Below are 25,755 nucleotides of genomic sequence, written 5' to 3' on the forward strand. Positions count from 1 at the left end.
GGCGATTTGATGCAAACCATTGATATATCATTTGCGATTGACCAAATACCACATATTCTAAAAGGCGTTCCCTTTACCTTATTGATTGCACTTGTTTCTATGGCTGTGAGCCTTTTGATTGGATCTGTTTTTGCTTTCATTCGCCTCTTTCGTATCCCTGTGCTCCGCCAGCTGGTCACGCTCTATGTCTCATTTTTTAGAGGAACACCTCTCATTGTTCAGTTGTTTGCTTTCTTTTATGGCATTCCATTTGTTCTGACCAAAATGAATAGCACTTTTGGGTTGACCTTTCACCCGGATATGGTCTCCCCGCTTACCGTTGCCCTTATCACCTTCAGCCTGCATTCAGCCGCACATTTAACAGAAGTGGTCCGCAGCGCACTCCTTGCGGTAGACAGAGGGCAGCTTGAAGCGGCGAAAATCGTTGGCATGACCACCAGACAGGCGATGATTCGCATTATTTTACCGCAAGCGTTTGTGGTTGCCCTGCCAAACCTAGGGAATCAGCTCATTCAGCTGTTAAAAGCCACATCCCTTTCGTTTACAATTGGTGTACTGGAAATCATGGGAATCTCTCGCATCATTGCAAATGACGGCTACAAGTTTTTAGAAACGTATCTCGTATCTGCTTTGATCTATTGGATGCTTAGTATTTTCTTTGAACTCGCTTTTGCTTTGTTAGAGAAACGAGTCAGCGTGTACGGAAAATCTCTTGGACGTTAAAAAAGCCGATCAGGTACAAACCCTGATCGACTTTTTTATTCTCCTTTTTTCGGTGTGTTATATAGCTCTTTCGGTGCTGGTTTGAGTTTAGGCGCAGAGCCGAACACGACAGGAGCAGAAATATATCTGAATTCCCCCTTTCCATCCATACTTCGGCCATGTGCCCATCTGCCTTCTTTGCTTTCTTCTCCTCTTGAGAAGTTAAACAAATCATAGGATACTTGCTGTTTTTCCAGTGAGCGCGGGAAGATGGTTGGGACAACAACATCCCCTTCTCGTTCTTCCAATTCCTTAATTGCAGCCAGCCACATATTTTGATGATATGTATCACGAGCAATGAGAAAGGAGAGCATATCCTTCACTCCGCGGTCATCGGTCATCTCATAAAGCCGTGTAACCTGAAGTCTGCCTTGTGACTCCGCGTTCAAATTTGCCCGGAAGTCAGCCATTAAATTTCCACTTGCAATGATATATTTTGCATTCCACGGATACCCTTGACTATCTGCTGCCATTGCCCCTAAGCCTGCAACAATTGCATGTTGAGGATTCATTCCGCCCATGACGGCTGCAAGTGCTGGATCACTTTGATACGCTTCTTCTTGTTCTTTAACTGGGGCATTATCAAGTAATCGAGCAATCATCGTTGCCAGCATTTCGACATGACCGATTTCCTCCGTTCCAATGTCATGGAGCAAATCTTTATATTTTTGATCCGCTCGGCAGTTAAACCCTTGAAATAAATATTGCATCATCACGCTGATTTCTCCATATTGACCGCCTAACACCTCTTGTAATTTTTTCGCATAAAGAGGGTCCGGCTTAGAGGGCTTTGCTTCATATTGCAGTTCTTTAATGTGATAAAACATGATGTCATCTCCTTTATTTACAAACATCTTTGCACTTATCACTATTCAGCCGATCCCCTCTTTATGAAAAATCGCATGCTCTTATAAAAAAAGAGAACGGCATCTGCCATTCTCTTTATCGTCCTACTTATTCAGCACTGACTAAAATTTTCACTTGATCTTTTTCATTGATTAATGCATGGAAGCCATCTTCGATCACATCGTCCAGCTTGATTTTCTTCGTGACGAGTGTATCTGCAGAGAAATAGCCTTTTCTCATTAAGTTTAATACAGATGGGAAAACATCTCTGTAGCCGATGATTCCTTTGACTGTACGTTCTTTAATGACAATGTCATTCGGCATAATTTCTGCGCCTTTTTCCCAAATGCTTACAATGACTGTCTCACCTGAAATTCTAGTTGATTGGATTGCTTGCTTCAATACAACAGGTACACCTGTCACTTCAAAAGAAACATCGACTCCACCATTTGTGCGGCGTGCGATTTCTTGAACAACATCTTCATACTGAGAAGGATCTACAATGATCGCTCCAAGTTCTTTTGCTTTTTCTTGGCGCTCTTTTGATAATTCCACTGCATAAATGTCAGTAGCACCAGCTGCTTTTAATGCTTCAATGACAAGTAAACCGATTGGTCCACAGCCAAACACAGCTGCTGTATCCCCAGCTTGTACTTTACTAGAACGAACGGCATATAAAGCAACTGCAGAAGGTTCAACAAGTGCACCTTGCTCATATGAAATTTCGTCTGGTAACAAATGAAGTAATTCTTCATCGACAGATACATATTCAGAGAATCCTCCACCGCCACCAGCAAGTCCTAAGAAGCCCATGTTTTCATCTAAGTTGTAAGCACCTTGGTGCCCGTGAGTTGCAAAAATAGGTTCAACAACCACTCGATCGCCTACTTTGTAATTACTCACGCCTTCTCCAACTTCTACAATTTCACCAGAGAACTCGTGTCCCAGTGTAATGGGTGCTTTTTCTTTTGTAAGTGGATGAGGTTCGTTCACAGGAATGAAGATCGGTCCGCCTAAATATTCATGTAAATCACTACCACAAATGCCGCACCATTTTACTTTCAGTTTCACTTTTCCTGGAGCAACTGTTGGTTCGTCAATTTCCTCTAGTCGAATGTCCTTTTGATCGTGCCAGCGTAGTGCTTTCATTTGTAAGACTCCTTTTCTCATCAATTTAATTAACTTACTTAAATAATGATAACATAATTTTTTTAATTTTCTAAGTAAGATGCACTATTTTTTTGACAGTCAATGGACGAAAAATGACAAAACATAGCAACAGACAAATAAGAAGCATACATAGGCAGCCAATCATGACAGAAGTACGTATCGATAAAACATGCGCCAATGCGCCGCATATTCCTGTCATCATCATCGTCAGAACAGCTTCACATAACGCATAAAAACTTGCCACTCTCCCCATAACCTCTACCGGGATATTCGTTTGATAAAAAGTCATAAAACCAGTGTTTGCAAATGCTAAAAAGAAAGCGAGAACAAAAAAGCCAGCTGCTGCGACAGTCAATGTGCTTGAAAAAGCATAGATCAAGTATCCAAAAGCCACAAACAAACTTCCCGCACCAAGCATCACTGAAATAGGCAGCCTTTCGACAATGACCGTATTGAGACATGCCCCTGCGATAATCCCTGCTCCAGCTACACTGACAAGAAATCCATATTCGGTATTGGTCAACATCAGCACTTCCTTTGCAAAAGCTGCTTCAAGTGAGTCAATCGCAGTCGGCAGCACCGTGATGGCGGCACTAAATAATAAATACACGGCCATCACTTGCCGGGATGTGAGACTGAAACGAAATACAAGTTTTGCATCTTCCTTTAATACCGAGAGAGAAAAGCCCTTTTGTGCCCCGGCTGCTTTTGACAAAATCGGTAAACACATCGTCAAAACAGCAGATATCAAAAGGCAGATTGCATTTACATAAATTGAAAGGACTGGTGTACCAATGAGAAAAAGCAACCCTGCTACGGCGGGTCCGAGTAAAAATCCACCAGACTGAAGCAAAGATCGAATGGCATTAAACCGTTTTCGTTTATCCGCCGGGATTAGTGCTGTCATATACACCATCGAAGCTGGATGAAACATGGCTTGTGCCATATGAATGAGAAATAGCATCACATATACGATCAATAAGTGGCCTGAAAATAAGGCAAAGGGTAAACAAGCAATCAGAATGGCCCGGCATAAATCTAGACTGATCATGACATTCCGCTGATTCAGTCTATCTATTAAACTACCAGACCAGCTATTTGTTAAAAGAGCCGAGACAGGTCTTAACATATAGACGGCTGTTACAGCAAGAACGGAGCCCGTTTCCTGAAAAATCAGCAGATGGAGAGCAATCATATAAATCCATTCTCCTATGTTCGCAATACCAATCGCTCCAAGTAACATGCTCATATCCCGCCAATGTTTTTTCATCGTGGTGCCCTCCTTTTTGTCATAAAAAAATCCCGCCCCCAAGACATTTCTGTCTTGAGGACGGGATTGACTCCGCGTTGCCACCTCAGTTCATTCACCCGTTACCAGATGAACCTTAGCAGGTTATCGCTAACCCTTCTCTATAACGGGAGAATGCCGCTGCACCACCATCACAATGAATCCGGTGCAGAGCTAAGAGGCTTGGTTCTGTAACGCTTCCCAGCTCCTTCTCAGCTTCACGGAGTTCTCTGTGTGAGGCAGCCATTACATACTCTTCTCTATTTGCGCTTTATCTTTTTTTCATCACGATCTTCAGCTGAATTGTTCTATATTGTACTGCGCCTCCGTCAGGGCGTCAATGTTTTTTCATGTTAATCCGCATAAATCATTTTTCTAGTCATGCCGCCATCAACAACCAAATCTGTTCCTGTCACAAATTGATTGTCTTCATCTGTTAAATAAAAACAAGCTTTGACAATATCCTTTGGCGTTCCTACTCGATTGGAAAGATGCTGCTGATGGTCAATTTCTCGCAGGCTTTTCTTATCCTTCGTTTCAATCCATCCAGGGGAAATGCTGTTTACTGTTATGTGATCCTGACTAAAAGAAGCAGCCAGCGCATGAGTAAGTGCTGATATCCCGCCTTTTGATGCAGCATACGCTTCTGTATGAGGCTCTGACATGGTCGCACGGGTAGATGAAATATTCACAATGGAACCGCCGTTTGGATTCTCTTTGATATAACGTGCCGCTTCCCTTGCACATAAAAAAGCACCTCGTAGGTTTGTATGTAGCACATGATCAAACTCATCAACCGTTAGCTCATAAGGCGATTTTGTACACATAACCCCTGCATTATTGATGAGAATATCGATCGTTTGATAACGAGCCACAGCAGCCGACATGATGTCTTGAATATCCTTCTCTTGTTTCACATCCGTTTTTTTAAAAAAAGCCTCAAAGGACTCCTTTTTCAGCTGATCTTCCAAGCGCTTGCCCTTCTCTTCGTCAATATCCGCAAGCACAACACGCGCCCCTTCTTTCGCATAGCCATACGCAATCGACTCACCAATTCCATTGGCTGCGCCAGTGATGACAACTGTTTTATTGTGAAAGTTCATCGTTTATCCTATCCTTTCTCTCTTGAGATGTTGTCGTCTATCATACCACTCATGTATACATGATACCTAGTCAAATGGGACATAGAAAAACCACCACCTAAATCATACATTAGGAGGGTGGTATATTTGTAATTCTCCATATTGACGACATAGTCGTTTGCTTCTTGTGTAAAGTCTGGGAAAGTTTGTGTTTATCATTCAGTCATTCTATTCGGCTCTTTTTCTGTATGACTATAATTAAAAAGCAGCCTTTAGTATATCTAAGTAGTCCGCTTTCGTAACGGCACGAACATTGCTTTTTGTAGAGTTATTTTGTTCTGCTAGTTCAGCCATTTTTTCAAAATCTTCTACTTTTACATAAGATAATTCTTTTAGTGATGGAATACCTAAATTCTTTGTGAATGTATACATACCATCCATTAATTTTTGAATCGCCACATCATCTGCATCCGTTTTATCTGCAAAGCCCATTATGTTTGCAAGCTCTATGTGCAATGATTTGTTTTCAGTTGCATTAAATTGTATGACATAAGGTAAAAACACAGCATTTGCGATACCATGAGGCGTATCATAAAGACTGCCGAGCGCTTCGGCTAAACAATGCACGGCTGCTACATCAGCGGAACCGAAGCATAAGCCAGCGAGTAAACTACCTTCCTGCATTTTGTATCTTGCTTCTAAATCAGATCCGTTTTCATACGCCTTCGGTAAATAGGTCACAATGGTTTTCATTGCGCTTGCCCCCATCGCCTTAGATATAGGGTTTGTTTCTTTACATGTATAGCCTTCAATCGCATGGACCAGTGCATCAACACCTGTTGCCGCTGTTATACTTTTTGGCACCGTAGAAGTAAGAGCAGGATCCAAAATCGCAATAGTTGGTCGAAGCAAGGCATGTTTTAAGGTGATTTTTTTATGTGAAGCAGCTAACGTAATCACAGATGAGCGGGTCACCTCAGAGCCAGTTCCAGCCGTGGTTGGAATACAAATTAAGGGTGATACATTTGTGTACGCCTTCTTCCCTGCTATATACTCTTCAGGATTACCGCCATTTGGACCTAATAAAGCAATGGCTTTTGCCGTATCCATTGGGCTGCCTCCACCAATCGCAATAACCGCTGATGCTTGTACTTTTCTAAAGAGCTCTGCACCCGTTAGACATTCATGATCTCTTGGGTTTGGAGATACTTGATCAAAGACGACAACGGAATAACCAGCTTCTTGCAAATATGCTTCAATAGGCGTCACCAATCCTGCGCTTTTTACACCAGGGTCAGTCACAATCATAATTGTAGCACTAGGCAAAACAATGTCCTCTACAATAGAGGCAATATCTTTAGATTTACCGGTCCCCATCCTCATTTTCGTATGACAATCATATTCAAAATTTATCATTGATTTTCTACCCCTTCATTTGTTGATTTAATCGCTTGTTTTTCTGCTCCCCACCATTCTATTCCTTTTAAACCTGGAATGGTAGAAGCGTAAAAAACAGGGTTCTTTCCTACCTTTCTTTGTCCCATGTAATCATTTAGAGCCGCAAAAGCAAATTTGCCTAAAATCGCAATGGCAACCAAGTTAACAATAGCCATAATCGCCATCGACAAGTCCGCTAACGTCCAAACGATTTGTAAGTTGGCGAGAGCACCAAACATGATCATCATTAAAACAGTGATTCGATACACGAATAGCGCGGTTACACTGTGATGAATAAAACCGATATTGGCTTCACCGTAATAGTAGCCACCTACAATGGAGCTAAATGCAAAAGTAAAGATCGCAAATGCTAAGAAAATACTAGCCCAAGAACCGAAATGCTGCGCCATTGCAGCTTGAGTAATTTCAATACCTGACAAATCACCTGCTGTTTCTACTGTTGATAGCATAATAATAAATGCTGTACAACTACAAACAACTAATGTATCAAAAAATACGCCTAATAATTGAACAAACCCTTGTTTTACTGGGTGTGAAACATGGGCAGCAGCTGCTGCATTTGGCGCACTTCCCATTCCTGCTTCATTGGAAAATAAACCGCGTTTGACACCGTTCATTATTGCAGCGCCGATTCCGCCTCCAACCATTTGCTCTAATCCAAACGCACTTTTCATAATACTTGCTAATGCTGCGGGTACATCAGCGATATTTGTCACTATCACATAAAGTGCTAAGATAATATAAAATGAGGACATGATTGGCACAATGATTTGGGTAAAGCGGGCAATTCTCTTTACACCACCAAAAATGATGAAAGCCGTAAGAATGGTTACGAATACCCCCATACCAATTGGACTGATACCAAATGAATATCGAAAGGCATTTGTGATGGTGTTCGTTTGTACTGCATTAAAAATTAAGCCAAAACTAAGAATAACAGAAAAGGCAAAGATCCTACTTGGCCATTTCAGTCCAAATTGCTTTTGTATATAATAGCCTGGCCCCCCTTTAAAACCATCACTTGTTCTCACTTTATATATTTGAGCGAGTGTGCTTTCGACAAATGCAGAAGCTCCCCCTAAAACTGCTGCAAACCACATCCAAAAAATAGCTCCAGGACCACCAACTGTGATGGCAATAGCAACACCTGCCATATTTCCAGTTCCAATCCTCGTCGCTGCTCCGATAAAGAAAGCTTGCATTGAAGAAATGTCTTGACTCCCTTTTATTTTTGGGGCTTTTTCAAAAATAGAACGGAAGACCTCTTTTAGTAAGACAATTTGCATAAACTTCATTCTCACCGTAAAGTAGATTCCAATCCCTATTAACATAACGACTAAAATATATGTCCATAAAAAGTCATTTATTGAATTGACAATCGTTTCAAACAAAGCCATCCCCCCTATAAAATCTGAACATTCTAAATAATGAAAGCGCCTACTTTTATCATAGTAAAAATGTTATGATCTATCTATAGAAGTTTTCTGATTGCATCAATCGGCTTATCCGATTTAGGAGGGATTGACGTTGGAAATAAAGCAACTGATGATGTTCCAAACAGCATCAAAAGTATTAAACTTTACAAAAACAGCACAAATACTTGGCTATGCTCAATCTAGTATCACGGCAAATATCGCTGCATTAGAAGAAGAGTTAGGAACCCCTCTTTTTGAAAGGCTTGGAAAAAGGGTGATTTTAACAGAAGCTGGTATGAAGTTTCAAGATTATACGGATAAGATTTTAGGTTTAACAGGAGAAGCATTAGAGGCTGTTGGCGGGATGAGTGAGCCAAGCGGCATTTTGAGAATATGTGCATCTGAAACACAATGTACCTATCGACTTCCTCATATTTTAACGGACTTTCAAACAACGTATCCTAAAGTAGAACTGATTTTCCGTCCCGGAATAGCTGAAAAGGATGTTTTAAATCTATTACTAGAAGGACAAATTGATGTCGCCCTATTATCAATGAATCCTGTCGTATCCTCACATTTAATTGTAAAAGAATTAAAAGATGAACCGATGGCCATTGTATGCTGTCCAACAAATCCATTGAGCAAAGAACAAAAAGTATATCCTATCGATTTAGACGAGCAAAGATTGTTGTTAACTGAAGACTGCGATTATCGTTATGCCTTCGAACACTCTTTGACACAGGCAGGAGCAAAACCGAGAAGTAAACTAGAACTAGCAGATGTAGAAGCCATTAAAAAATGTGTAATGGCTGGTCTAGGAATTGCTGTACTTCCCGAAATTTCTATAAAAAGAGAAATAACAGAAGGCCATATGATTAAAATCAATTGGATGGGACCCTGTCTCACAACGAAAATCCAACTATTCTGGCATAAAAATAAATGGATGTCTCCTGCTTTGAAGGCGTTTGTTGATTTAACAGAGGAATATATACTCAGGCACGGCTAACAATTGACATGGAATGTAGCAGAAAAGCTTCATCTTTTTATATGTAACAAACAAAAAACTTACAGGAAAAATCCTGTAAGTTTTTTTCGATGGATCATTATTTAGAAATCATGCCATGCGGGTCAATCACAAATTTCTTCGCCACACCCGAATCAAAATCGCTATATCCTTTAGGGGCTTGATCAAGGGAAATGACGGTTGCATTAACGGCTTTGGCGATTTGTGCCCTTCCGCTTAAAATAGATTTCATCAAGCTGCGGTGATATTGCATGACAGGGGTTTGGCCTGTCACAAAAGTATGGGCTTTGGCCCAGCCAAGTCCAATTCGCACTTTCAGAGATCCAACTTTTGCATCTTCATCCACAGCACCTGGATCTTCTGTGACGTAAAGTCCTGGAATTCCAAGTTTACCGCCAACTTTGGTAATATCCATAATTGTATTTAAAACGGTGGCTGGTGCTTCTCCTTGATCTCCATGACCTGAAGCTTCAAAACCGACACAATCGACCGCACAGTCGACTTCTGGCTCTCCAAGGATGTTTGTCATTTGTTCACCGATTCGATCATGTTTTCGTAAATTAATCGTTTCGCAGCCAAAGCTTCTCGCCTGCTCGAGCCTTTGTTCATTGAGATCGCCGACGATGACAGCAGAAGCGCCAAGGAGCTGAGCGGAATGCGCTGCTGCAAGACCTACTGGCCCTGCACCAGCAATATAGACAGTAGAGCCTGGTTTTACGCCAGCCGAATACGCACCATGAAAACCTGTCGGGAAAATATCGGAAAGCATTGTCAAATCAAGTATTTTCTCCATCGCCTGATCTTTGTCCGGAAATTTAAGCAGCTGGAAATCAGCATATGGCACCATGACGTACTCTGATTGGCCGCCAACCCATCCGCCCATATCTACATAACCATAAGCTGAGCCAGGTCGATCGGGGTTCACATTTAAACACACATGGGTTTTTTGTTCTTTACACATGACGCAGCGACCACAGGCAATATTAAATGGAACTGATACGAGATCACCCTTTTGGATAAACTCTACATCTCGTCCAACTTCAACGACTTCACCAGTAATTTCATGACCAAGGACAAGTCCTTCAGGCGCAGTTGTACGCCCTCTTACCATGTGCTGGTCGCTCCCGCAAATGTTTGTTGTCACCACTTTTAAAATGACGCCATGCTCACACTTACGTCCAACATTGGCTTTAGGTACACCAGGGCCATCCCTTAAAACCAAATCAGGGTATCCAATATCCTCAACTGCTACATTTCCTGCTCCTTTGTAAACGACACCTTTGTTTCCCGACATGTTTTCATTCCTCCCTTTTTGTTTAAAAATGAAGTCTCTCCAAAATTCTCTCTTTCTCGGGCTTTTTCCTTCTTTTAACCGCACATTGACTCAAAAAATAAGTGACAAATGTCTATCTAGGAGAGAAAAATGTATTTTCCAGTCAAATAAAAAAGAAAATATTGAAAAAAAAGCTAAACATTTGCAGAACATTGTCGATATAAGGAATAAGCCAGACAGGTATCCTTAATCGACAAACAAATTCCTTATATATACTATCATTCCTTACACACCTGGCTGGCCCCTACATATGAAATGTATGAAATGAATGCAAAAGACTCTTCTTGTGAAGAGTCTTTTTTATTGATGAATGATCAATTCCCACATGCAAAAAAGGCCCTTCTGGCGAAGAGCCTTTTTTTGAGTGCTTGTTCATTACCTGGGAAATATTTTCATCATTTTAAGGCTTTGATACAGATGTATGTATCATAATGGTAAACAGAGACGTCTCTAAAGTGATACGCTGAAAAAAGACAGCTGATGTCTTCTTCACTGTACGTTGAAAGAGACTGTGAGCGTTTTTGTTCCTTCATTAGTTCCTGCTTTTGAAAAGATAAGAATACTTCTCCATCCACTTGAAGAACACGATATACCTCTTTCATGACTTGTTCGATATCTGGCAAGTAATAGATGGTCTGCACTGTGAACAATTTATTGAATGATCTGTCTTCAAAAGGTAATTTCTCAGCTTTTCCAAGTGTGATAACGGCTTTTTCCTGCTCGACAAGCCTCTTATGTTTTCTTTTCGCGTATTTTACCATATGACGCGAAGCATCGATTCCATATACTTTTCCTCGATCAAGTTTTTCCGCTACTTTAGATAATGTCATACCTCTTCCAGTACCAATTTCTAAAATCCGGTCGTTTTCTTGTATATTTAAGAGTTGAATCGTCCATTGATTGATATTATGATGATTTTTTTCCATATAGCGGGCAACCCATTTTGAGAACAAGCCCTTTGGTTCCCTCATTTGTTTTCCAATCCAGCTTTGAATCAATGTCAACACCTGCTTTGCACCAGTAAATAAAACTATTTACGAATTTTCTTACTTTTCATATCGGCTCTCGCCTAACAAAAGTTAAGACCTAGTCCTAATTTCTTTGTCTTTTATTAGACGGCACCTTTTCTGAAAATGTTTCGCACGTAATGAAAAATATTTAAACAAATAGGCATTTTCATTAATTGTGCTCAGATTGATTTCGTTTTCTGCATGAGCTGCATATTTTATGAATGTATCTTGATTAGATAAAGGTGGTGCTAGATTATGGGCTTTGGCGGTTATTCTGGAGGCTACTGCGGTGGCTACGGTGGCGGTTTTGCAGGCGGATTCGCATTGCTTGTTGTACTGTTCATTTTGTTAATCATCATCGGTGCAAGCTGGATTTGCTAATGTAAAAGGAGCAGGAAACGATAACGTTTCCTGCTCCTTTTCTTTAATACCAATAGGTTGGATAATTGTACATATAGCGTCTGAGCATTTCTTCTTGCTCTCTTTGCATTCTGTATGGATTGCCGTATCCGTGCTTTAAAGAATGCGGAATAGACGCATACCCGTGCCCCACTGACGGAAACCTCATATATGGTGACATCGACATTCATTGATCACCTCACAATCTCCTTTTACGGTTATCATATGTGCAGGTGATCAATGTGGAGCGTGTCTAAACCTGGTCCTTCTCCCTTGTATAACAATCAAGCATTGCAAGCATCATAAACATGCCAATCTCCTCCTTTTCATGTTTTTATTGTCCTTTTTAGTTCATGTACTTTAGTTGTTTCTGCTTCATTTCTTCATAAAACGTTTCGACTTGTTGTTCATAAAGAACGGTTTCAATGTCCTTGTATTTACGTTGGATCGTCAAAGTAATAAAAAATAAATGGATTGTCATATACGCTCACCTCCCTTCAGTTCGCAGCACGCGAAATAGCCCGCAGATCTTCTTTATCAGTTGACCTGCGGGCACACAAAAATGCAGATCAAAAGACAGTGTCTTCTAACCTGCGATGGATGATACGTGAAATCCTCGTTTACTTAAACAGTTTTGTAGCGTGAACCGTAAAAGGTAAAGGAAGGACACGAGCTCTTCCACAGGCTGATGACATGATGAAATTGGTTGTTGAATTGATCACAAGTAGATACGAATAACATATTCTTCAGCCTCCTTTACGTTTTTAATTACTTTGTAAGTATATCCAGCAAGCACCATTTTGTAAACCTGTTTTTAGTAAATTAGATGATTTTTGTGTGTTTGACTAAATTTCTACAGTGATTCTTGTCCGATTATCCAGTGCAATTAAAAAAAAGTTTCCTCATCACATGAGGAAACTTCAGAATGTTGACAAAGGGCTAAAATGAACTTGATTTTAGCCCTTTGTCTTCTTTTCAGCGTGATAGAAAACCTTTGAATTCTAGGAAGGACGAGTACCGGCGCGGAGCGAATTTGACATTCGTGAGCACCGGCACGCAGGACTGACAAAGAATGCGAGGGTTTGTCTACACGCTGAAAGTCTCCTCATCATATGAGGAGACTTTTTGCTTAATCTTCATCTAGTTCTTGTAGCTTTTTTTGAAAAAAGATCGCACGTTTCACGCAAAGGAAAGCAGCCAATAGGAAAACACAATCAACTGCCAGCATCAGCATTTTTGGTGATGCTTCTATGTGCTGATTCGGTAAAATCGTACCAATATATAAAAAGGTGCTGACAGCAAGCAAAATAAAAGCGTATTGCTTGTAATCTGTCACTAAACCATCCCACTTTTTCTTCACTTGTTTCACCTTCCCGTTATCAATGTCTATTGATAGCTTACCATAGTGAGAGAAAGCGAGGGGCATGTAAATCTATCCATTCGTTACTGCGTCGAGCCCTTGTTCAATATCATGTAATAAGTCATCAATATCCTCAATACCGACAGAAATACGGATTAAACCATCTGTGATGCCAAGCTCTTCTCTGCGCTCTTTTGGAATGGATGCATGGGTCATACGAGCAGGAACAGAGATTAAACTTTCAACCGCCCCTAGGCTTTCTGCGATTGTAAACAATTTCAATTGGCTTAAAAACACGTCGACATTTTCTTCTTTTCCAATATCAAAAGAAATCATACCGCCAAAGCCTGTTGCTTGAGTTTTTGCAAGCTCATGACCTGGGTGAGCGCTTAAACCTGGGTAATAGACACGTGTAATCGCAGGATGCTGTTCTAAAAACTCAGCAATTTTCTGCGCGTTTTGTTGATGTGCTTCCATTCTTAGTCCGAGCGTTTTCATCCCTCGCATTAGAAGCCACGCATCTTGCGGTCCAAGAATACCGCCTGTAGAGTTTTGAACAAAGTGCAGTTCTTCACCAAGCTCTTCAGTAGCTGTCACGACAAGTCCGCCCACCACATCACTATGGCCGCCTAAATATTTTGTGGCACTGTGCAAGACAATGTCAGCCCCATATGAAATCGGCTTTTGAAAATATGGGGTAAAAAACGTATTATCAACAATCATCAAGATGCCAGCTTCTTTTGTGATCCGGCTTATGGCTTGTAGATCGGTCATTTTCAGCAATGGATTGGTTGGTGATTCAATATAGACGGCTTTTGTTTCTGGTAAAATTGCTTTTTTCACCGCTTCAGGATCACTTGTGTCTACAAATGTGGCTTTAATGCCAATCCGGTTGAGCACCTTTGTCATCACACGATAGGTTCCGCCGTACACGTCGTCAGTCAGTACGATATGATCTCCGCTGTTAAACAGCATCATCACAGCTGTAATTGCAGCCATCCCTGAACCGAATGCATAGCCGTTTGCCCCGCCTTCAAGATCACGAATGACTGTTTCCAGTGCTGTTCTTGTTGGATTCGCAGTTCTGGAATATTCATATCCTGTGTGCTCGCCTGCTTTAGGCTGCTTATAGGTGCTGACTTGGTAAATGGGAACAGACACGGCTCCTGTTTTTTCATCACCAGTGATTCCACTATGAATCATCATTGTTTTTGGCTTCATTTTATTTTCCTCCCTCATAAATACCTTTACTTAGATAACGTTCACTGCTATCAGGAAAAATGGTCACGATCACCGTCCCAGGTGATGCCTTTTTCGCTTCCTCTAAAGCGGCAAATAGAGCGGCTCCAGACGAGCTTCCGATCAGAACACCTTCCTTTTCAGCTGCTTCTTTCACCATTCGGAAAGCATCATCGTCACTGACGGTATAAATCTCGTCAAATAAAGTCGATTCCATATAATCTGGAATAAATTCAAGGCCAATTCCTTCCGTTCTATGCGGTCCCGGCTTTCCGCCATTTAAAATAGATCCTTCTGGTTCCACGATTACTGTTTTTAGCGCTTCTTTTTGCTCTTTTAAATAGGCAGCACAGCCTTGAAACGTTCCGCCAGAGCCCGCTCCTGCTACAAACACGTCTATGTTCCCCTGGAGGTCAGACCATATTTCTGGCCCGAGCGTTTTATAGTAAGTCAATGGATTTACTTGGTTTTTAAATTGTAAGACACAATAAGCATTGTCAAGGCTTGCCTCTAGTTCAAGGGCTCGATCAATCGCACCCTTCATCCCATCTTTTCTTGGTGTATGAATAATCTCTGCACCAAGCGCCTTCATGAGCTGTTGTTTCTCTTGACTAAAATGTTCTGGTACACAGAAGATCGGATGCAATTGATGTTTTCTTGCACTTAGCGCAAGCCCGATGCCTGTGTTTCCTGCAGTTGCTTCAATAATGGTTCCGCCTGGGCGCAGTTTCCCCGATGCCAGCGCTTCTTTAATCAGCATATCACCTAAGCGATCCTTAATACTTCCGCCTGGGTTCATCATTTCAAGTTTTGCATAAATTTCAACACCTGCCGGCACACCCATCCCTGACAGTTTTAAAAGCGGTGTGTGGCCGATTAATTCCGTAATATCATGTATGACAGCCATATAAATCCCTTCCTTTGTATGGAAAAGAAGGGGGAAACCCCTTCTTTTATTGTGTTTGCTTTATCATACGCAGGACAAGGTCTGTTGAGTGAATCGCTGCTTGCTCTAGAAATTGATCAAAAGAGATATTGGATTCTTTCCCAGCAATATCTGATAACGCTCGAACGACCACAAATGGCGTTTCAAATAGATGGCAAACTTGCGCAACTGCTGCTGCCTCCATTTCCACTGCATACAGCTCTGGAAATTTCTCTCTCACAAACGCGACACGACCAGGATCATCCATAAATGAATCTCCTGTTGCAATCGTTCCTTTTGCCACTTGAATATGATCGATTTCTGAAGCAGATTCCTCTGCCAGCTTCACAAGCTGATCATCTGCGATGAAAGCAGCTGGTAATCCTGGCACTTGTCCATATTCGTAATCAAAGATCGTCACGTCCACATCATGATGTCTAACATCAGTAGAGATGACAATATCACCTACATTTAATGAGTGATGGAAACCGCCAGCTGATCCCGTATTGATCACATAATCTGGCTGAAAGCGGTCAAGCAGAAGTGTTGTGCTGACCGCTGCATTCACTTTTCCAATCCCTGATTTTAATAAAATCACTTCTTTATCTTCATAAACACCTGTTGTAAATTCACACCCAGCGATGTTTTCTTGTGTGGCATTCTTTAGTTGGTCTCTTAAAATCGTCACTTCTTCTTCCATTGCACCTATCACTGCGATTTTCAAATCATAAACATCCTTTCATTCCCTTTTCTTCGCTTCTACGATCCACACAAAATCATTCATTTGATGAAAAGATGTGCTAAAACCTTCTTCTTCAAAGATTTGCTTTAACACACCTATGGATGGATAATATTCCGTTTCTAAATCCTCTGCAAGCTGATCGAACCCAGCGGCTTTCGCTTTGTTCGTTGCAGCTTGATGTGCTGCTTGATTTTGAAACATTGTATCAGCAAAGACTATTTTACCACCTGAGGGAAGGATGTTGCCATAGGTGTGGATGGCTTGTTTTTTTTCTTCGTCCGTTAAATGATGGAAAGCATATGAACTGACGATCGTATCAGGCTCAAAAGGTGGGGCTGGAAACGATAAAAAATCTCCGTCATGAAATACATTTGGTATTCCTTTTTGAAGAGCCGCTTTCTTCATGGCCTCTGAAGGTTCAACGCCAAACACTTTCTTATCTGCTTGAAGCAGTGCCGCCGTTAGGTTTCCTGTGCCGCTTCCAAACTCAATGACATGTTGACCTGCACGGCGAGTAATCTCTTTTAGAATGGCCGGATACCGGCGAAACACTTCTTTATACTGCTCGTCATGACCACTTACAGTGTCATCATAAGATTCAGCCCAATGATCAAATAAAGAAAGAAACTCACGTCCCATTTTTCTTTCCCTCCACTTTATCTATTTATTCCTATCCGTATAGTATGTTTTATTCCGTCGAACAGTTCCTATCCTACCACATCTTCTGATTCTTTCCTACTAAAAAATACTGAGTGGGTAGAAAAATATTTGCCCTTTTGAATGGGAGAGATTATGATGAATCTAGAGCATGGAGGGATGAATGAAATGGATTTTCAACTGGATTTTTTAAAGGACAAAATTGAATTTTTTGAAGCAACGTCTTTAAAAGAACTTGAACAAAAGATCCAAAAACAAATTGAACATAATCAGGCGATCTTGCTGACTGTTCATTCTGTGAGTCATCAAACGACTGTCATTGATGATAAGATTTTGTATACAGCAGTTGTTCATTTTAAAGCGAATGTCTCATAAAAAAGATCAGCGTGTAGGCAGTCAGGTCTGTGCGCCGGTGCTAGTCCTTCCTAGACTGCAAAGGTTTTCTATCACGCTAAAAAGAAGAAAAAGGCTAAAATGAAGTTCATTTTAGCCTTTTTGCATGCAACTTTTTTATTTTATTTTAATTTTTCAACCTTCACAGGTTTCCAGCCTTTTTCGTCCACCCACGTAATTTCTACACGGTAGCGTTCACCTGTTGATTTATCACGGATGGTTCCTTTTGCATCTTGAGGTCCTCCGTTATTTCCTAACCAAATAACAGTCATTTGATCTTCTGAGATCCCTGTCGCATAGGACATGGCTTTGATCATTTCTTTCCAGTCTTTTGAGTTAGCATCATAGGTTGCTGTATGTGATCCCGATTGCTCTGTTCCTACAGGCTCCCAGTTATCGTTTTCATATGTTTTGTCTACGTCACTTGTTTTACCGCCATCTGTTTCTGTGGCATCTTTTAACGCATCTTTGTTTGGCTCTTCTTCTTCATCTGTTTTCTTTGTATCGTCTTTTTTGTCAGATGAATCGTCTTTTTTTGCATCCGCATCATCGGATGTATCTTTCTTTTGATCTTTCACATCTTCTTCTGAGTTTTGTTTATTTTCACTCGATGCCGGTGCTGTTTTGGATGGTTCGTCTGCTACATTTGTATCTTTCGGTTTATTAAAAATTAACAAACTCGATGCGACAACCAAAATAAGCACCACAACGATACCAATTAATATGTTAAGCACCATATTCGCCTTTCTGCGCTTATCACGATGTTCAAATCGAGAATTTCTACTCAAAATCTCTGCACTCCTTTGCCTCTGTTCCCTAAGTCGTTACTATTCTAACATGACATGAAGGAATGTTCTATGTCTGTTTCTTTTCAATTTCATTGACCTTTTTTACAATATCATAAAACGCTTCATTTGTCTTAGCCCGGCCACTTGCCTCATCAAGGTGAACAACGACGAGAGCGTATTTTGGTTTTTCTGCCGGAAAGTATCCGGCAAACCACTTGTGATAAAGTGGATTCCCCTGTTTATCTTTGCTGCCGGTTTGGGCCGTGCCTGATTTCCCTGCTATATGGAACGGCAGGTCTTGAAATCTTCTTCCTGTTCCTTTGTCAGACGTCACCACCTGCCTTAAATACTTTTGCAAGGTTTGAGCTGTATAGCGGTCAATACTGTCACCATCAGGTCGTTTGTTTTGAAAGGATAGCATCGTTGTTCCGTTTTGATACATCACTTTATCTGCAATCCTCACTTCTTTTCGTTCTCCGCCCCTTGCAATCGTTGCCATCATATTGGCAATTTGTAAGGGGGTTGTTTTGACATTTTTTTGACCAATCGCCGTTTGCGCAATGGCTTTTTTGACATGCTTGTCTCTTTTATCTCCCCACACACTGCCTGTTTCTTCACGATCAAACTGTTTGAATTGTTGCTTATGGTATACATCCCCTTCCCAGCCGGCTCGATCCACAAGCCCAAGCTTTGAAGCTGTCTTTTCAAGGATTTGATCATCTGTTTGGATGAGCTGCTCAGCGAGTGTCGCAAATGTATAATTACAGCTTTGCGCAAAGCTTTCAGACAGATTCAGTACTTCCTGCTTTCCTTCTGGCTCTCCATATAAATTCTTTCGACAATCATACATCGTTTGTGGCTGGTTCAAGTTTTTTTCAATCGCTGCGGCAAGTACGACCGTTTTAAATACAGAACCGGGAGCCATTGCGGTCAGCATGTAATTTCTTGCCTCATGCCGGTTTTTGCTGGTCACATTTGGAACACTCGCCATCGCCAGCACACTGCTATTTTGAATGTCGAGCAGAACCGCTCCGCCTTTTTCAACACCTTGTGCTTTGAGAACATTCTCCATTTCCCTCTGCATGTCTTCGTCCATGGTTGTCTGCACTTGCAGCGGATAAAACGAATGAGCTTCTGCTGTATATTTGACGTCCATCCCAAACAAAGGGTTTCCCCTTCCGTCCACATGATATAACAATTTTGTGTCTTGCTCTGGTAATAGAAATTCGTCAAATGTACTTTCCAAACCGAATGTACCGATCTCAGTGCGGATTGAAAGCTCTTTTTTGTCCGGATAACGTTTTCTCAAGAGTTCTGGATTCTCGCTTGTGAAACCTAATGTGTGGAGGGCAAGTCTTTTTTTGTCCTTCTCTTTCATATATACGCCGTAAACACCTGAATATTTCATATCATTGATGTCTTTCAGCTTTTTTTTCGTGACATCATCTTTTAAAATGAGTGGTTTCTTCGTTTCTGTCAGCTGGCTCTTCAATTCATCTTCTTCCATCTCAAGTATAGAAGCGGTTTGTTTTAAGTGAGGGAGGTCATATTGCAGGAAAGGAAATATGATGACCGCAGGCTCTTCTTTTGTGAGAAGTGCCTCGCCGTTTCGATCTAAAAATTCGCCGCGTCCGTCTGAAATGACTACTTCTTCTGTCCGCTGCCTGACACTTTCTTGGATCAAATTAATATCCAGCTTTGAAAAAGATTCTGTGAAAAACAACTGAATTTCCGCTAGTCTAAATAGGAGACCGAGCAATAAGATAAAAATAATGACACCTGTCCATTGGATTCTTCTTGTTTTCAGCATAAAAACACCTCGTCCCTATTGTGGACGAGGTGTTGATCGTATAAACGTAATTATGAAATTTTTACAATTTGGACGAACATTTCTCCGCCAGGTGTTTGAACCGTGACTTTGTCGTCTACTTGTTTGCCTAAAAGGCTTTTTGCAATTGGTGAATCGTTTGAAATTTTGCCTTCAAACGGATCAGCTTCTGCACTTCCTACAATCGTATAAGACTCTTCTTCACCGTCCGGTAATTCAACGAATGTGACCGTTTTACCGAGTGAAACAATATTTGAGTTACCTTCATCTTCAATAATTTTGGCATTACGAATCATATTATCAAGCGTTGTAATACGACCTTCTACAAACGCTTGCTCTTCTTTAGCAGAATCATATTCCGAGTTTTCAGAGAGGTCTCCAAAACTTCTAGCGATTTTAATACGCTCTACAACCTCTTTACGTTTAACCGTTTTCAAATATTCAAGCTCTTCTTCTAATTTGCGCTTTCCTTCTTCTGTCATTGGAAATACTTTCTCTTGTGCCATGAATCATTCACTCCTTCTATTAATCCTCATCATACAAGCTTTCTGCATGTGAGTGACGACTGAAATATACAAGAATGAGGACATATTCCGGCCCTCATTCCTTCTGTCCCATATTCGTAAAAGTCCATCTTACATGGCGTCCCTTTTAGATGCAACTATTATGCCTTTTTATTAGGCAGGAACAGCAGCGGTCTCATGATGATATATTATCTTCATCGCACAAACTGTGGAAAGGCACAGGAAGCTCCTGTACCTCGTTCGGCCATTTCGATCATATGTAGAAGAATAGCTTATCCATTCTCCATCTTCCAATACATAATATGGTCAGTGTACGATATGTCTATGCTATATTATTACAAAATTGCATTTTGATCAAGAATTGTTTGAAAATTTGTGATGATTTGTTTGTCGTTTTTTTAATATACTTTTACAAAGCAGGAATAACTGAAACTTTCAGCATCCCATCGTGATTTTCCTGTCTCCATTTCGCAGCATTGTTTTCCTATCATATCAAATCTTTTATTCAGAGGACTGCTTCTTACAATGCTCACCGATGATTTCGGACTAGCCATTACTAAAGTATTGACTACAAGAGCATGATGTTGAAAAGACCTTTACGTCGTAAAGGTCTTTGTTCTTCTCCACCATTTACTCTCCGCGGTTTTGAAGAATCGTTTGAATTTTTGTCACCATGAGGTCTATTGCGACATGGTTTTGTCCACCTTCTGGAATGATGATATCCGCGTATCGTTTTGACGGTTCAATGAATTGATTGTGCATCGGTCTGACGACAGATACATATTGTTCAATCACGGAATCAATCGATCTGCCTCTTTCTTTCGTATCACGTAAAATACGGCGAATGATCCGAAGATCTGCATCTGTATCCACATACAGTTTAATATCCATTAAGTTTCTTAGACGTTCATTTTCAAGAGCAAAGATTCCTTCAACGATGATGACATCTTTGGGCTCAACATGTACCGTCTCTTCTGAACGTGTGTTTAGTTTAAAATCATAAATTGGTTTTTCAATGGACTCGTACTTTAGCAGCGCTTCTACATGCTCAATCATCAGGTCATTGTCAAAAGCAAGCGGATGATCATAATTGGTCAGCAGGCGCTCTTCAAATGGCATATGACTTTGATTTTTATAATATAAATCTTGCTGAAGCATGAGGATTGAATGTCCTTTAAATTTTTCGTAAATGGAATTGGTGACGCTCGTTTTACCTGAACCCGAGCCGCCAGCGATTCCAATCACCACTGGTTTTTTCCCCATGTGCCGGTTATTTCCCCTTTCTCATCATGTTGCTAGGGTATACTTTTTGATCAAGCTTAAATTTCACAATTTGCAGTGGATGACGAGCGGCATCGAGTTCGTTCCCTTTTTCGTCCCAAATCGTCTCAATCTTGCATGTGAAATTTTCAATTTCTGGACCGAAAAATTCAACTTCGTCGCCAGCTTTAAAGAAATTACGCTGCTGTAATGTGACAATTTGTTCTTGTTCATCATAATGAAGTACAAGACCGACGAAATCAAAGGTCGTTTTCTTTCCGTGAATGCCAAACATTTGTTCATCCGTTCCTGGTACACCTTCAAAAAAGGCAGGAGCCGTGTCACGGTTGGCACATTTGTCTAATTCATCGAGCCATTCTTGTTGAATGACGAAATTGTCTGGATCCGCACAGTAAGCATCAATGACTTTACGATAGACACTGACAACTGTTGCTACATAATGAATGGACTTCATTCGTCCTTCGATCTTTAAGCTATCAATTCCCATTTCGATCATTTGCGGTATGGATTCGATGAGTTTTAAATCTTTTGGACTCATCGCAAATGGTGCATCTTCTTCACTGAATAAAGGCGCTTCCTCAGAGCCTTCTAGTTTATAAAGATCATAATCCCAGCGGCAAGATTGGCAGCAGCCCCCGCGGTTTGAATCTCTCGCTGTCATATGGTTACTGAGCACGCAGCGGCCAGAATAAGCAATACACATCGCCCCGTGAATGAACGTTTCGATTTCAATATCCACTTTTTCTTTCATTTCTTTAATCTCTAGGGCGCTTGTTTCACGTGCAAGGACCACACGCTCAAGCCCCTCTTCCTTCCAAAACTGCACCGCTTTCCAATTTGAAAGAGACTGCTGTGTGCTTAAGTGAACTTCAAGCTTTGGAGCTACTCGTTTGCATGTTTCAATGATGAGTGGATCAGCGACAATAATTCCCGCTACACCGGCTCCTTCAATCCCTTGAAGATATTCTTCTAGCCCGTCCATGTTTTCGTTGTGGGCGAAAATATTCGTTGTCACATAAATGCGAGCACCGTACTTGTTCGCAAATGCGACACCTTCTGCCATTTCTTCGATTGAAAAGTTATCTGCATTGGAACGAAGTCCAAATTCTTTCCCACCAATAAAAACAGCGTCCGCTCCATAATGCACAGCAATTTTTAGTTTTTCTAAGTTTCCTGCTGGCGCTAGCAGTTCTGGTTTTTTTGTAATGACACGTTTTCCATCGATCACTTCAGAAATTCCATCTTTTAAAAGTGCCATTTCCTCTGCCTCCTTTTATCTTAATAAACCGTTTCTTTAAAGAAGAACCCTGTATCGATTGAACGGTTGACAGGCTGGATCTCTTCAATACGCTCCACCCATTCATCTTTCTGATCTTCATAGGCTTCCTTATCAGTCACTAGTAAATCAATGGCTTTTCGATAGAGGGATGTCACCTCTGTCATATAAGAAAGTGACTTTAAAATTCCGTCAATTTTAAATGAGTCAATGCCTGCGTCGACAAATTCTTCTAATTCATCAATCATACATACATCATTTGGACTCATAATGTGTGTGCCATTTTCATCCTCAAAAATAGGATATTTGTTTTGACGCTCCTGGTCGTGAAGGAATAGACCTTCTTCCATATTTCTGCCTTCCACGTCCATTTGTTTGCCTTGATATTCAAAATAGTTGCCAACAAGTGTCCGTTTGGATTGGAACATACAGGTCATGCCGTGGACTTGAATTTCAATCTCCACTTCGGCGTTTTCTTTGATATCAATCACGCTATCCATATTGAGTTCTTTGGCAAGAACAGCACGTGTTGCGCCTTTTCTGCCCCAGTAGTTACAAGTGTAATAGTTTGTCCCAGTTGTTTCTGTACTCCAGTGCAGATTCAAGTTGACACCTGTTTCTTTTGCGGCCATGATCACTGCCGGATCTCCAAAAACGACACCATCCACGTTTAACCCATCGAGAAAGGTTAAATAATCTCCAAGTAGTGCCACACGGTCATTATGAAAAATCGCATTCATGGCGACATATACTTTTTTGTGATGTGCATGTGCGAGTTGAACCGTTTGTTTCACATCTTCTCTTGAAAACTCACCTGCAAGACGGATTCCATATGTTTGTTCACCTATTAAAAATGCGTCAGCACCTGCTTCAATGAGCGGCAGTACATCCGACACCTTGCTTGGCGTCACAAGCAATTCTGGTTTTTTCATGATTGGTCACCTCTTTTTGTACTAATAGCGATCCCATCTCCAACCGGAATGATACACGTTTGGTAGTCAGGATTTGACATCAGCCATTGATTGTATCGATCAATTTTGCCTATTAATTGTTTTTTTCGTTTATCTTCAATTTCTTCTTCATAATTTGTCGCAACTAAGCCTTTAAATAATACGTTGTCTGTAATAATCATTCCGTCATCGGACAGCATCGGTTCAAACAGCTCAAAAAAGCGTTGATACTGACCTTTTGCCGCATCAATGAAGATCACATCATAGGGCGCCATCGTCTGAACCGTTTTAGCTGATTCGATCGCATCGCCAAAAAACACGTGAATTCTATCTTTGAAATGCAATTCTTCAATATTCCGTGTCGCTTCCTCATAACGTTTCGCATTTCGCTCAATCGTATAGATTTCAGCATCTGGCAGAGCTTCTGCCATTCGAATCGCTGAATAGCCAATCGCTGTCCCAACCTCAAGAATCTTCTTCGGTTTTTTCAAAGAAAGCAGCTGCAATAACAGTTCAATGCTCACCTTTTCCATGATTGGCACATGATGCTCTTTCGCATACTCCTCTAATTGAGCGATGGCATTAGGACTCGGCTCAATTAAATCTTCAATATAATCATTTATTTGATCATCTTCGATTGTCATTATATGTCTAGCTCCTTCATGACCTGAAAAAGAAGAGTCCTGCCTGCTGCAGCTCTCTTTCTCGTCAATCTTTCGTTCATCTAAGTAAAAACAACCCGATATATTTTACCACAAAGATGTGGTAATTGCTAACCTATAAAATGGATATAACAACGAAAAAAACTGCAGGCAATTTCACCATTGTCTACAGTCTTTTTCCTTTCACATGAGCGCTAGTTGCTGCCTGTGATGTATTTCGCTTTCGCTTTGTTGTGCTCATTTAACGTTTTCGTAAAGACGACTTCCCCATTTTTCTTTGCTAGGAAGTAAACAAAATCTGTTTTCTCTGGATGGAGTGCTGCTTTCCAAGAAGATTCTCCAGCATTGGCAATAGGTCCAGGCGGCAGCCCTTTGTTTGTATACGTATTATAAGGTGATTTCACTTTTAAATCTTTGTAATAAACACGGGACTTATGCTCGCCAAGCGCATAAAGAACGGTTGGATCTGTTTGAAGCGGCATGTCCTTTTTCAACCGGTTATAAAACACACTTGAGATTTTTGACCGGTCTGTTTTTTCGGTTGCTTCCATTTCTATCAGGGATGCCATCGTTAGGACATCATGGATGGACATCTTTCTCTTTTTCATGTCCTTTTCATACGTTTTCACATATTGATCTGTTTGTTTAATCATCGTGTCAATGATGGTTTCAAGTGATTCATCCTCACGATAAAACGGATACGTCGCCGGGAATAAATATCCCTCTAACGGATGCTTGACCTGTTTCCCGTTCACTTGTGATGTCACCGTTTTCGGGTATTTTTTCATTAATTTTTTAATAAAGGCTGGATCATCCAGCTTCGCTTCAACTTCCTTCGCTGAAAAATTCGTCTGGTTTGCGATAATAGTTGCAATATCAGACAACTGTTTCCCTTCAGGTATCACAAGCTGAAATGCGTAATCTGTCCCGCCAGATGTCAGCTTTTGAATTAGCTGATCCGCATCCATTGTTTGTTTGAGATGAAAATAGCCCGCTTTAAAGCCTGACGCTTTTTTGTACTTTGCATAGTAAGTGAAAATCGTGTCATTTGAAATCAGCTCATTTTCTTTTAAAATGCTCGCAATTCCACTGACAGATGTCCCATTTGGAATATGAATATTAATGGTTTGTTTGCTTTTTTGATCGACCGGCCCGAGTGCTGATTTTACATATAAAAAACCTGATAATGCTGCAATGATGATCACAGCAAGTACAGATAACAGGACGATCCCCATTTTTCGTTTAAAAAATGGTCGTTTCTTTTGTTCTGAAAACATGCATGGCCCTCCTCACATCTAGCTTTTATAGTACATGATTCGACGGAGTTCGGCAATTACTTGCTC

The 25,755-nt window shown here is 40.9% G+C and carries 27 protein-coding genes; 4 read left to right on the forward strand and 23 right to left on the reverse strand.

The window, feature by feature from the left end:
* The first annotated feature begins 9 nt into the window (after window positions 1-9).
* The gene (locus MHI20_RS05935; protein WP_008342619.1) at window positions 10-723 is read left to right on the forward strand and encodes an amino acid ABC transporter permease; all 714 of its coding nucleotides are present in this window, start codon (window positions 10-12) and stop codon (window positions 721-723) included.
* A gap of 35 nt (window positions 724-758) precedes the next feature.
* On the opposite strand, the gene MHI20_RS05940 is transcribed toward MHI20_RS05935, so the two are convergent.
* From MHI20_RS05940 to MHI20_RS05965, 6 genes are all read right to left on the reverse strand, one after another.
* Window positions 759-1,589, reverse strand: a complete 831-nt coding sequence (locus MHI20_RS05940) for a manganese catalase family protein (protein ID WP_340937162.1) — start codon at window positions 1,587-1,589, stop codon at window positions 759-761.
* 127 nt (window positions 1,590-1,716) lie between these two features.
* Window positions 1,717-2,757 (reverse strand): 2,3-butanediol dehydrogenase, encoded by a 1,041-nt coding sequence (locus MHI20_RS05945; RefSeq protein WP_008342621.1) that lies wholly within the window; start codon window positions 2,755-2,757, stop codon window positions 1,717-1,719.
* A 70-nt stretch (window positions 2,758-2,827) separates the two neighbouring features.
* The gene (locus MHI20_RS05950) at window positions 2,828-4,048 is read right to left on the reverse strand and encodes an MFS transporter (protein WP_096881665.1); all 1,221 of its coding nucleotides are present in this window, start codon (window positions 4,046-4,048) and stop codon (window positions 2,828-2,830) included.
* Between the two features lie 371 nt (window positions 4,049-4,419).
* A complete protein-coding gene (locus MHI20_RS05955) occupies window positions 4,420-5,169 on the reverse strand; it encodes a glucose 1-dehydrogenase (protein ID WP_159144943.1) in 750 nt (249 codons plus the stop codon).
* 237 nt (window positions 5,170-5,406) lie between these two features.
* Window positions 5,407-6,564, reverse strand: a complete 1,158-nt coding sequence (locus MHI20_RS05960) for an iron-containing alcohol dehydrogenase (protein ID WP_327861746.1) — start codon at window positions 6,562-6,564, stop codon at window positions 5,407-5,409.
* Window positions 6,561-8,003 (reverse strand): alanine/glycine:cation symporter family protein, encoded by a 1,443-nt coding sequence (locus tag MHI20_RS05965; protein WP_327861745.1) that lies wholly within the window; start codon window positions 8,001-8,003, stop codon window positions 6,561-6,563. The genes MHI20_RS05960 and MHI20_RS05965 overlap by 4 nt, the downstream gene beginning before the upstream one ends.
* A 130-nt stretch (window positions 8,004-8,133) precedes the next feature.
* Between MHI20_RS05965 and MHI20_RS05970 the strand changes: the two genes are divergently transcribed.
* A complete protein-coding gene (locus MHI20_RS05970; RefSeq protein WP_340937167.1) occupies window positions 8,134-9,027 on the forward strand; it encodes a LysR family transcriptional regulator in 894 nt (297 codons plus the stop codon).
* 97 nt (window positions 9,028-9,124) lie between these two features.
* Here the strand turns inward: MHI20_RS05970 and fdhA are convergent, their stop codons facing one another.
* Window positions 9,125-10,339 (reverse strand): formaldehyde dehydrogenase, glutathione-independent, encoded by a 1,215-nt coding sequence (fdhA, locus tag MHI20_RS05975; protein ID WP_017367682.1) that lies wholly within the window; start codon window positions 10,337-10,339, stop codon window positions 9,125-9,127.
* Window positions 10,340-10,773: 434 nt separating this feature from the next.
* Window positions 10,774-11,376: a class I SAM-dependent methyltransferase gene (locus tag MHI20_RS05980; RefSeq protein ID WP_081114971.1), complete on the reverse strand. Its 603-nt coding sequence runs from the start codon at window positions 11,374-11,376 to the stop codon at window positions 10,774-10,776.
* Between the two features lie 267 nt (window positions 11,377-11,643).
* Between MHI20_RS05980 and MHI20_RS19190 the strand changes: the two genes are divergently transcribed.
* Entirely contained in the window at window positions 11,644-11,769 is a 126-nt protein-coding gene (locus tag MHI20_RS19190) for a YjcZ family sporulation protein (RefSeq protein ID WP_008342643.1), read from the forward strand.
* A gap of 43 nt (window positions 11,770-11,812) precedes the next feature.
* Here MHI20_RS19190 and MHI20_RS05990 read toward each other — a convergent pair whose 3' ends face one another.
* The 7 genes from MHI20_RS05990 to MHI20_RS06020 form a co-directional block, all read right to left on the reverse strand.
* The gene (locus MHI20_RS05990; RefSeq protein WP_154666048.1) at window positions 11,813-11,974 is read right to left on the reverse strand and encodes a hypothetical protein; all 162 of its coding nucleotides are present in this window, start codon (window positions 11,972-11,974) and stop codon (window positions 11,813-11,815) included.
* Window positions 11,975-12,133: 159 nt separating this feature from the next.
* Complete coding sequence (locus MHI20_RS05995) at window positions 12,134-12,268, reverse strand: YrzI family small protein (RefSeq protein WP_008342648.1); 135 nt, start codon at window positions 12,266-12,268, stop codon at window positions 12,134-12,136.
* A gap of 648 nt (window positions 12,269-12,916) precedes the next feature.
* A complete protein-coding gene (locus tag MHI20_RS06000) occupies window positions 12,917-13,147 on the reverse strand; it encodes a YrhC family protein (RefSeq protein WP_017358091.1) in 231 nt (76 codons plus the stop codon).
* Between the two features lie 72 nt (window positions 13,148-13,219).
* Window positions 13,220-14,368: a bifunctional cystathionine gamma-lyase/homocysteine desulfhydrase gene (locus MHI20_RS06005; RefSeq protein WP_008342652.1), complete on the reverse strand. Its 1,149-nt coding sequence runs from the start codon at window positions 14,366-14,368 to the stop codon at window positions 13,220-13,222.
* A gap of 1 nt (window position 14,369) precedes the next feature.
* Window positions 14,370-15,293 carry a PLP-dependent cysteine synthase family protein gene (locus tag MHI20_RS06010; RefSeq protein WP_340937171.1) on the reverse strand — a complete coding sequence of 308 codons (924 nt, stop codon included), beginning with the start codon at window positions 15,291-15,293 and terminating at the stop codon, window positions 14,370-14,372.
* A 46-nt stretch (window positions 15,294-15,339) separates the two neighbouring features.
* Window positions 15,340-16,035: a 5'-methylthioadenosine/S-adenosylhomocysteine nucleosidase gene (gene mtnN, locus MHI20_RS06015; protein ID WP_007501428.1), complete on the reverse strand. Its 696-nt coding sequence runs from the start codon at window positions 16,033-16,035 to the stop codon at window positions 15,340-15,342.
* Between the two features lie 15 nt (window positions 16,036-16,050).
* Window positions 16,051-16,692 (reverse strand): class I SAM-dependent DNA methyltransferase, encoded by a 642-nt coding sequence (locus MHI20_RS06020; protein WP_041506826.1) that lies wholly within the window; start codon window positions 16,690-16,692, stop codon window positions 16,051-16,053.
* A 186-nt stretch (window positions 16,693-16,878) separates the two neighbouring features.
* Here MHI20_RS06020 and MHI20_RS06025 point away from each other — a divergent pair, with 186 nt between their 5' ends.
* On the forward strand, window positions 16,879-17,085 hold the full coding sequence (locus MHI20_RS06025) for a YrzA family protein (protein WP_024718362.1): 207 nt from the start codon (window positions 16,879-16,881) through the stop codon (window positions 17,083-17,085).
* Between the two features lie 140 nt (window positions 17,086-17,225).
* Here MHI20_RS06025 and MHI20_RS06030 read toward each other — a convergent pair whose 3' ends face one another.
* From MHI20_RS06030 to mltG, 8 genes are all read right to left on the reverse strand, one after another.
* Window positions 17,226-17,891 (reverse strand): YrrS family protein, encoded by a 666-nt coding sequence (locus tag MHI20_RS06030; RefSeq protein ID WP_144625302.1) that lies wholly within the window; start codon window positions 17,889-17,891, stop codon window positions 17,226-17,228.
* 67 nt (window positions 17,892-17,958) lie between these two features.
* Entirely contained in the window at window positions 17,959-19,701 is a 1,743-nt protein-coding gene (locus tag MHI20_RS06035; RefSeq protein ID WP_060832468.1) for a peptidoglycan D,D-transpeptidase FtsI family protein, read from the reverse strand.
* 50 nt (window positions 19,702-19,751) lie between these two features.
* Complete coding sequence (greA, locus tag MHI20_RS06040; RefSeq protein ID WP_007501433.1) at window positions 19,752-20,225, reverse strand: transcription elongation factor GreA; 474 nt, start codon at window positions 20,223-20,225, stop codon at window positions 19,752-19,754.
* Window positions 20,226-20,873: 648 nt separating this feature from the next.
* Complete coding sequence (udk, locus tag MHI20_RS06045) at window positions 20,874-21,506, reverse strand: uridine kinase (protein ID WP_007501435.1); 633 nt, start codon at window positions 21,504-21,506, stop codon at window positions 20,874-20,876.
* Between the two features lie 7 nt (window positions 21,507-21,513).
* On the reverse strand, window positions 21,514-22,782 hold the full coding sequence (locus MHI20_RS06050; protein ID WP_056705818.1) for a peptidase U32 family protein: 1,269 nt from the start codon (window positions 22,780-22,782) through the stop codon (window positions 21,514-21,516).
* Between the two features lie 20 nt (window positions 22,783-22,802).
* Entirely contained in the window at window positions 22,803-23,732 is a 930-nt protein-coding gene (locus tag MHI20_RS06055; RefSeq protein ID WP_008342670.1) for a peptidase U32 family protein, read from the reverse strand.
* The gene (locus tag MHI20_RS06060; RefSeq protein WP_024718364.1) at window positions 23,729-24,394 is read right to left on the reverse strand and encodes an O-methyltransferase; all 666 of its coding nucleotides are present in this window, start codon (window positions 24,392-24,394) and stop codon (window positions 23,729-23,731) included. Before MHI20_RS06060 ends, MHI20_RS06055 begins: the two co-directional genes overlap by 4 nt.
* A 212-nt stretch (window positions 24,395-24,606) precedes the next feature.
* Entirely contained in the window at window positions 24,607-25,689 is a 1,083-nt protein-coding gene (gene mltG, locus MHI20_RS06065) for an endolytic transglycosylase MltG (RefSeq protein ID WP_024718365.1), read from the reverse strand.
* Window positions 25,690-25,755: the final 66 nt, after the last annotated feature.

Source organism: Bacillus sp. FSL K6-1106 (genome assembly GCF_038005245.1).
Lineage (GTDB): Bacteria > Bacillota > Bacilli > Bacillales > Bacillaceae > Bacillus > Bacillus altitudinis.

Excerpts from the sequence above, each read along its gene's own strand:
- MHI20_RS06020 (WP_041506826.1), bottom strand. The coding sequence starts at position 16,692 with ATGGGACGTGAGTTTCTTTCTTTATTTGATCATTGGGCTGAATCTTAT.
- MHI20_RS05935 (WP_008342619.1), top strand. The coding sequence starts at position 10 with ATGCAAACCATTGATATATCATTTGCGATTGACCAAATACCACATATT.
- MHI20_RS05990 (WP_154666048.1), bottom strand. The coding sequence starts at position 11,974 with ATGTCGATGTCACCATATATGAGGTTTCCGTCAGTGGGGCACGGGTAT.
- MHI20_RS05945 (WP_008342621.1), bottom strand. The coding sequence starts at position 2,757 with ATGAAAGCACTACGCTGGCACGATCAAAAGGACATTCGACTAGAGGAA.
- MHI20_RS05960 (WP_327861746.1), bottom strand. The coding sequence starts at position 6,564 with ATGATAAATTTTGAATATGATTGTCATACGAAAATGAGGATGGGGACC.
- MHI20_RS05955 (WP_159144943.1), bottom strand. The coding sequence starts at position 5,169 with ATGAACTTTCACAATAAAACAGTTGTCATCACTGGCGCAGCCAATGGA.
- MHI20_RS06055 (WP_008342670.1), bottom strand. The coding sequence starts at position 23,732 with ATGAAAAAACCAGAATTGCTTGTGACGCCAAGCAAGGTGTCGGATGTA.
- MHI20_RS05965 (WP_327861745.1), bottom strand. The coding sequence starts at position 8,003 with ATGGCTTTGTTTGAAACGATTGTCAATTCAATAAATGACTTTTTATGG.
- MHI20_RS06060 (WP_024718364.1), bottom strand. The coding sequence starts at position 24,394 with ATGACAATCGAAGATGATCAAATAAATGATTATATTGAAGATTTAATT.
- greA (WP_007501433.1), bottom strand. The coding sequence starts at position 20,225 with ATGGCACAAGAGAAAGTATTTCCAATGACAGAAGAAGGAAAGCGCAAA.
- MHI20_RS05940 (WP_340937162.1), bottom strand. The coding sequence starts at position 1,589 with ATGTTTTATCACATTAAAGAACTGCAATATGAAGCAAAGCCCTCTAAG.
- MHI20_RS06010 (WP_340937171.1), bottom strand. The coding sequence starts at position 15,293 with ATGGCTGTCATACATGATATTACGGAATTAATCGGCCACACACCGCTT.
- mltG (WP_024718365.1), bottom strand. The coding sequence starts at position 25,689 with ATGTTTTCAGAACAAAAGAAACGACCATTTTTTAAACGAAAAATGGGG.
- MHI20_RS06005 (WP_008342652.1), bottom strand. The coding sequence starts at position 14,368 with ATGAAGCCAAAAACAATGATGATTCATAGTGGAATCACTGGTGATGAA.
- MHI20_RS19190 (WP_008342643.1), top strand. The coding sequence starts at position 11,644 with ATGGGCTTTGGCGGTTATTCTGGAGGCTACTGCGGTGGCTACGGTGGC.
- MHI20_RS06035 (WP_060832468.1), bottom strand. The coding sequence starts at position 19,701 with ATGCTGAAAACAAGAAGAATCCAATGGACAGGTGTCATTATTTTTATC.
- udk (WP_007501435.1), bottom strand. The coding sequence starts at position 21,506 with ATGGGGAAAAAACCAGTGGTGATTGGAATCGCTGGCGGCTCGGGTTCA.
- MHI20_RS05950 (WP_096881665.1), bottom strand. The coding sequence starts at position 4,048 with ATGAAAAAACATTGGCGGGATATGAGCATGTTACTTGGAGCGATTGGT.
- MHI20_RS06025 (WP_024718362.1), top strand. The coding sequence starts at position 16,879 with ATGGATTTTCAACTGGATTTTTTAAAGGACAAAATTGAATTTTTTGAA.
- MHI20_RS06050 (WP_056705818.1), bottom strand. The coding sequence starts at position 22,782 with ATGGCACTTTTAAAAGATGGAATTTCTGAAGTGATCGATGGAAAACGT.
- MHI20_RS05995 (WP_008342648.1), bottom strand. The coding sequence starts at position 12,268 with ATGACAATCCATTTATTTTTTATTACTTTGACGATCCAACGTAAATAC.
- fdhA (WP_017367682.1), bottom strand. The coding sequence starts at position 10,339 with ATGTCGGGAAACAAAGGTGTCGTTTACAAAGGAGCAGGAAATGTAGCA.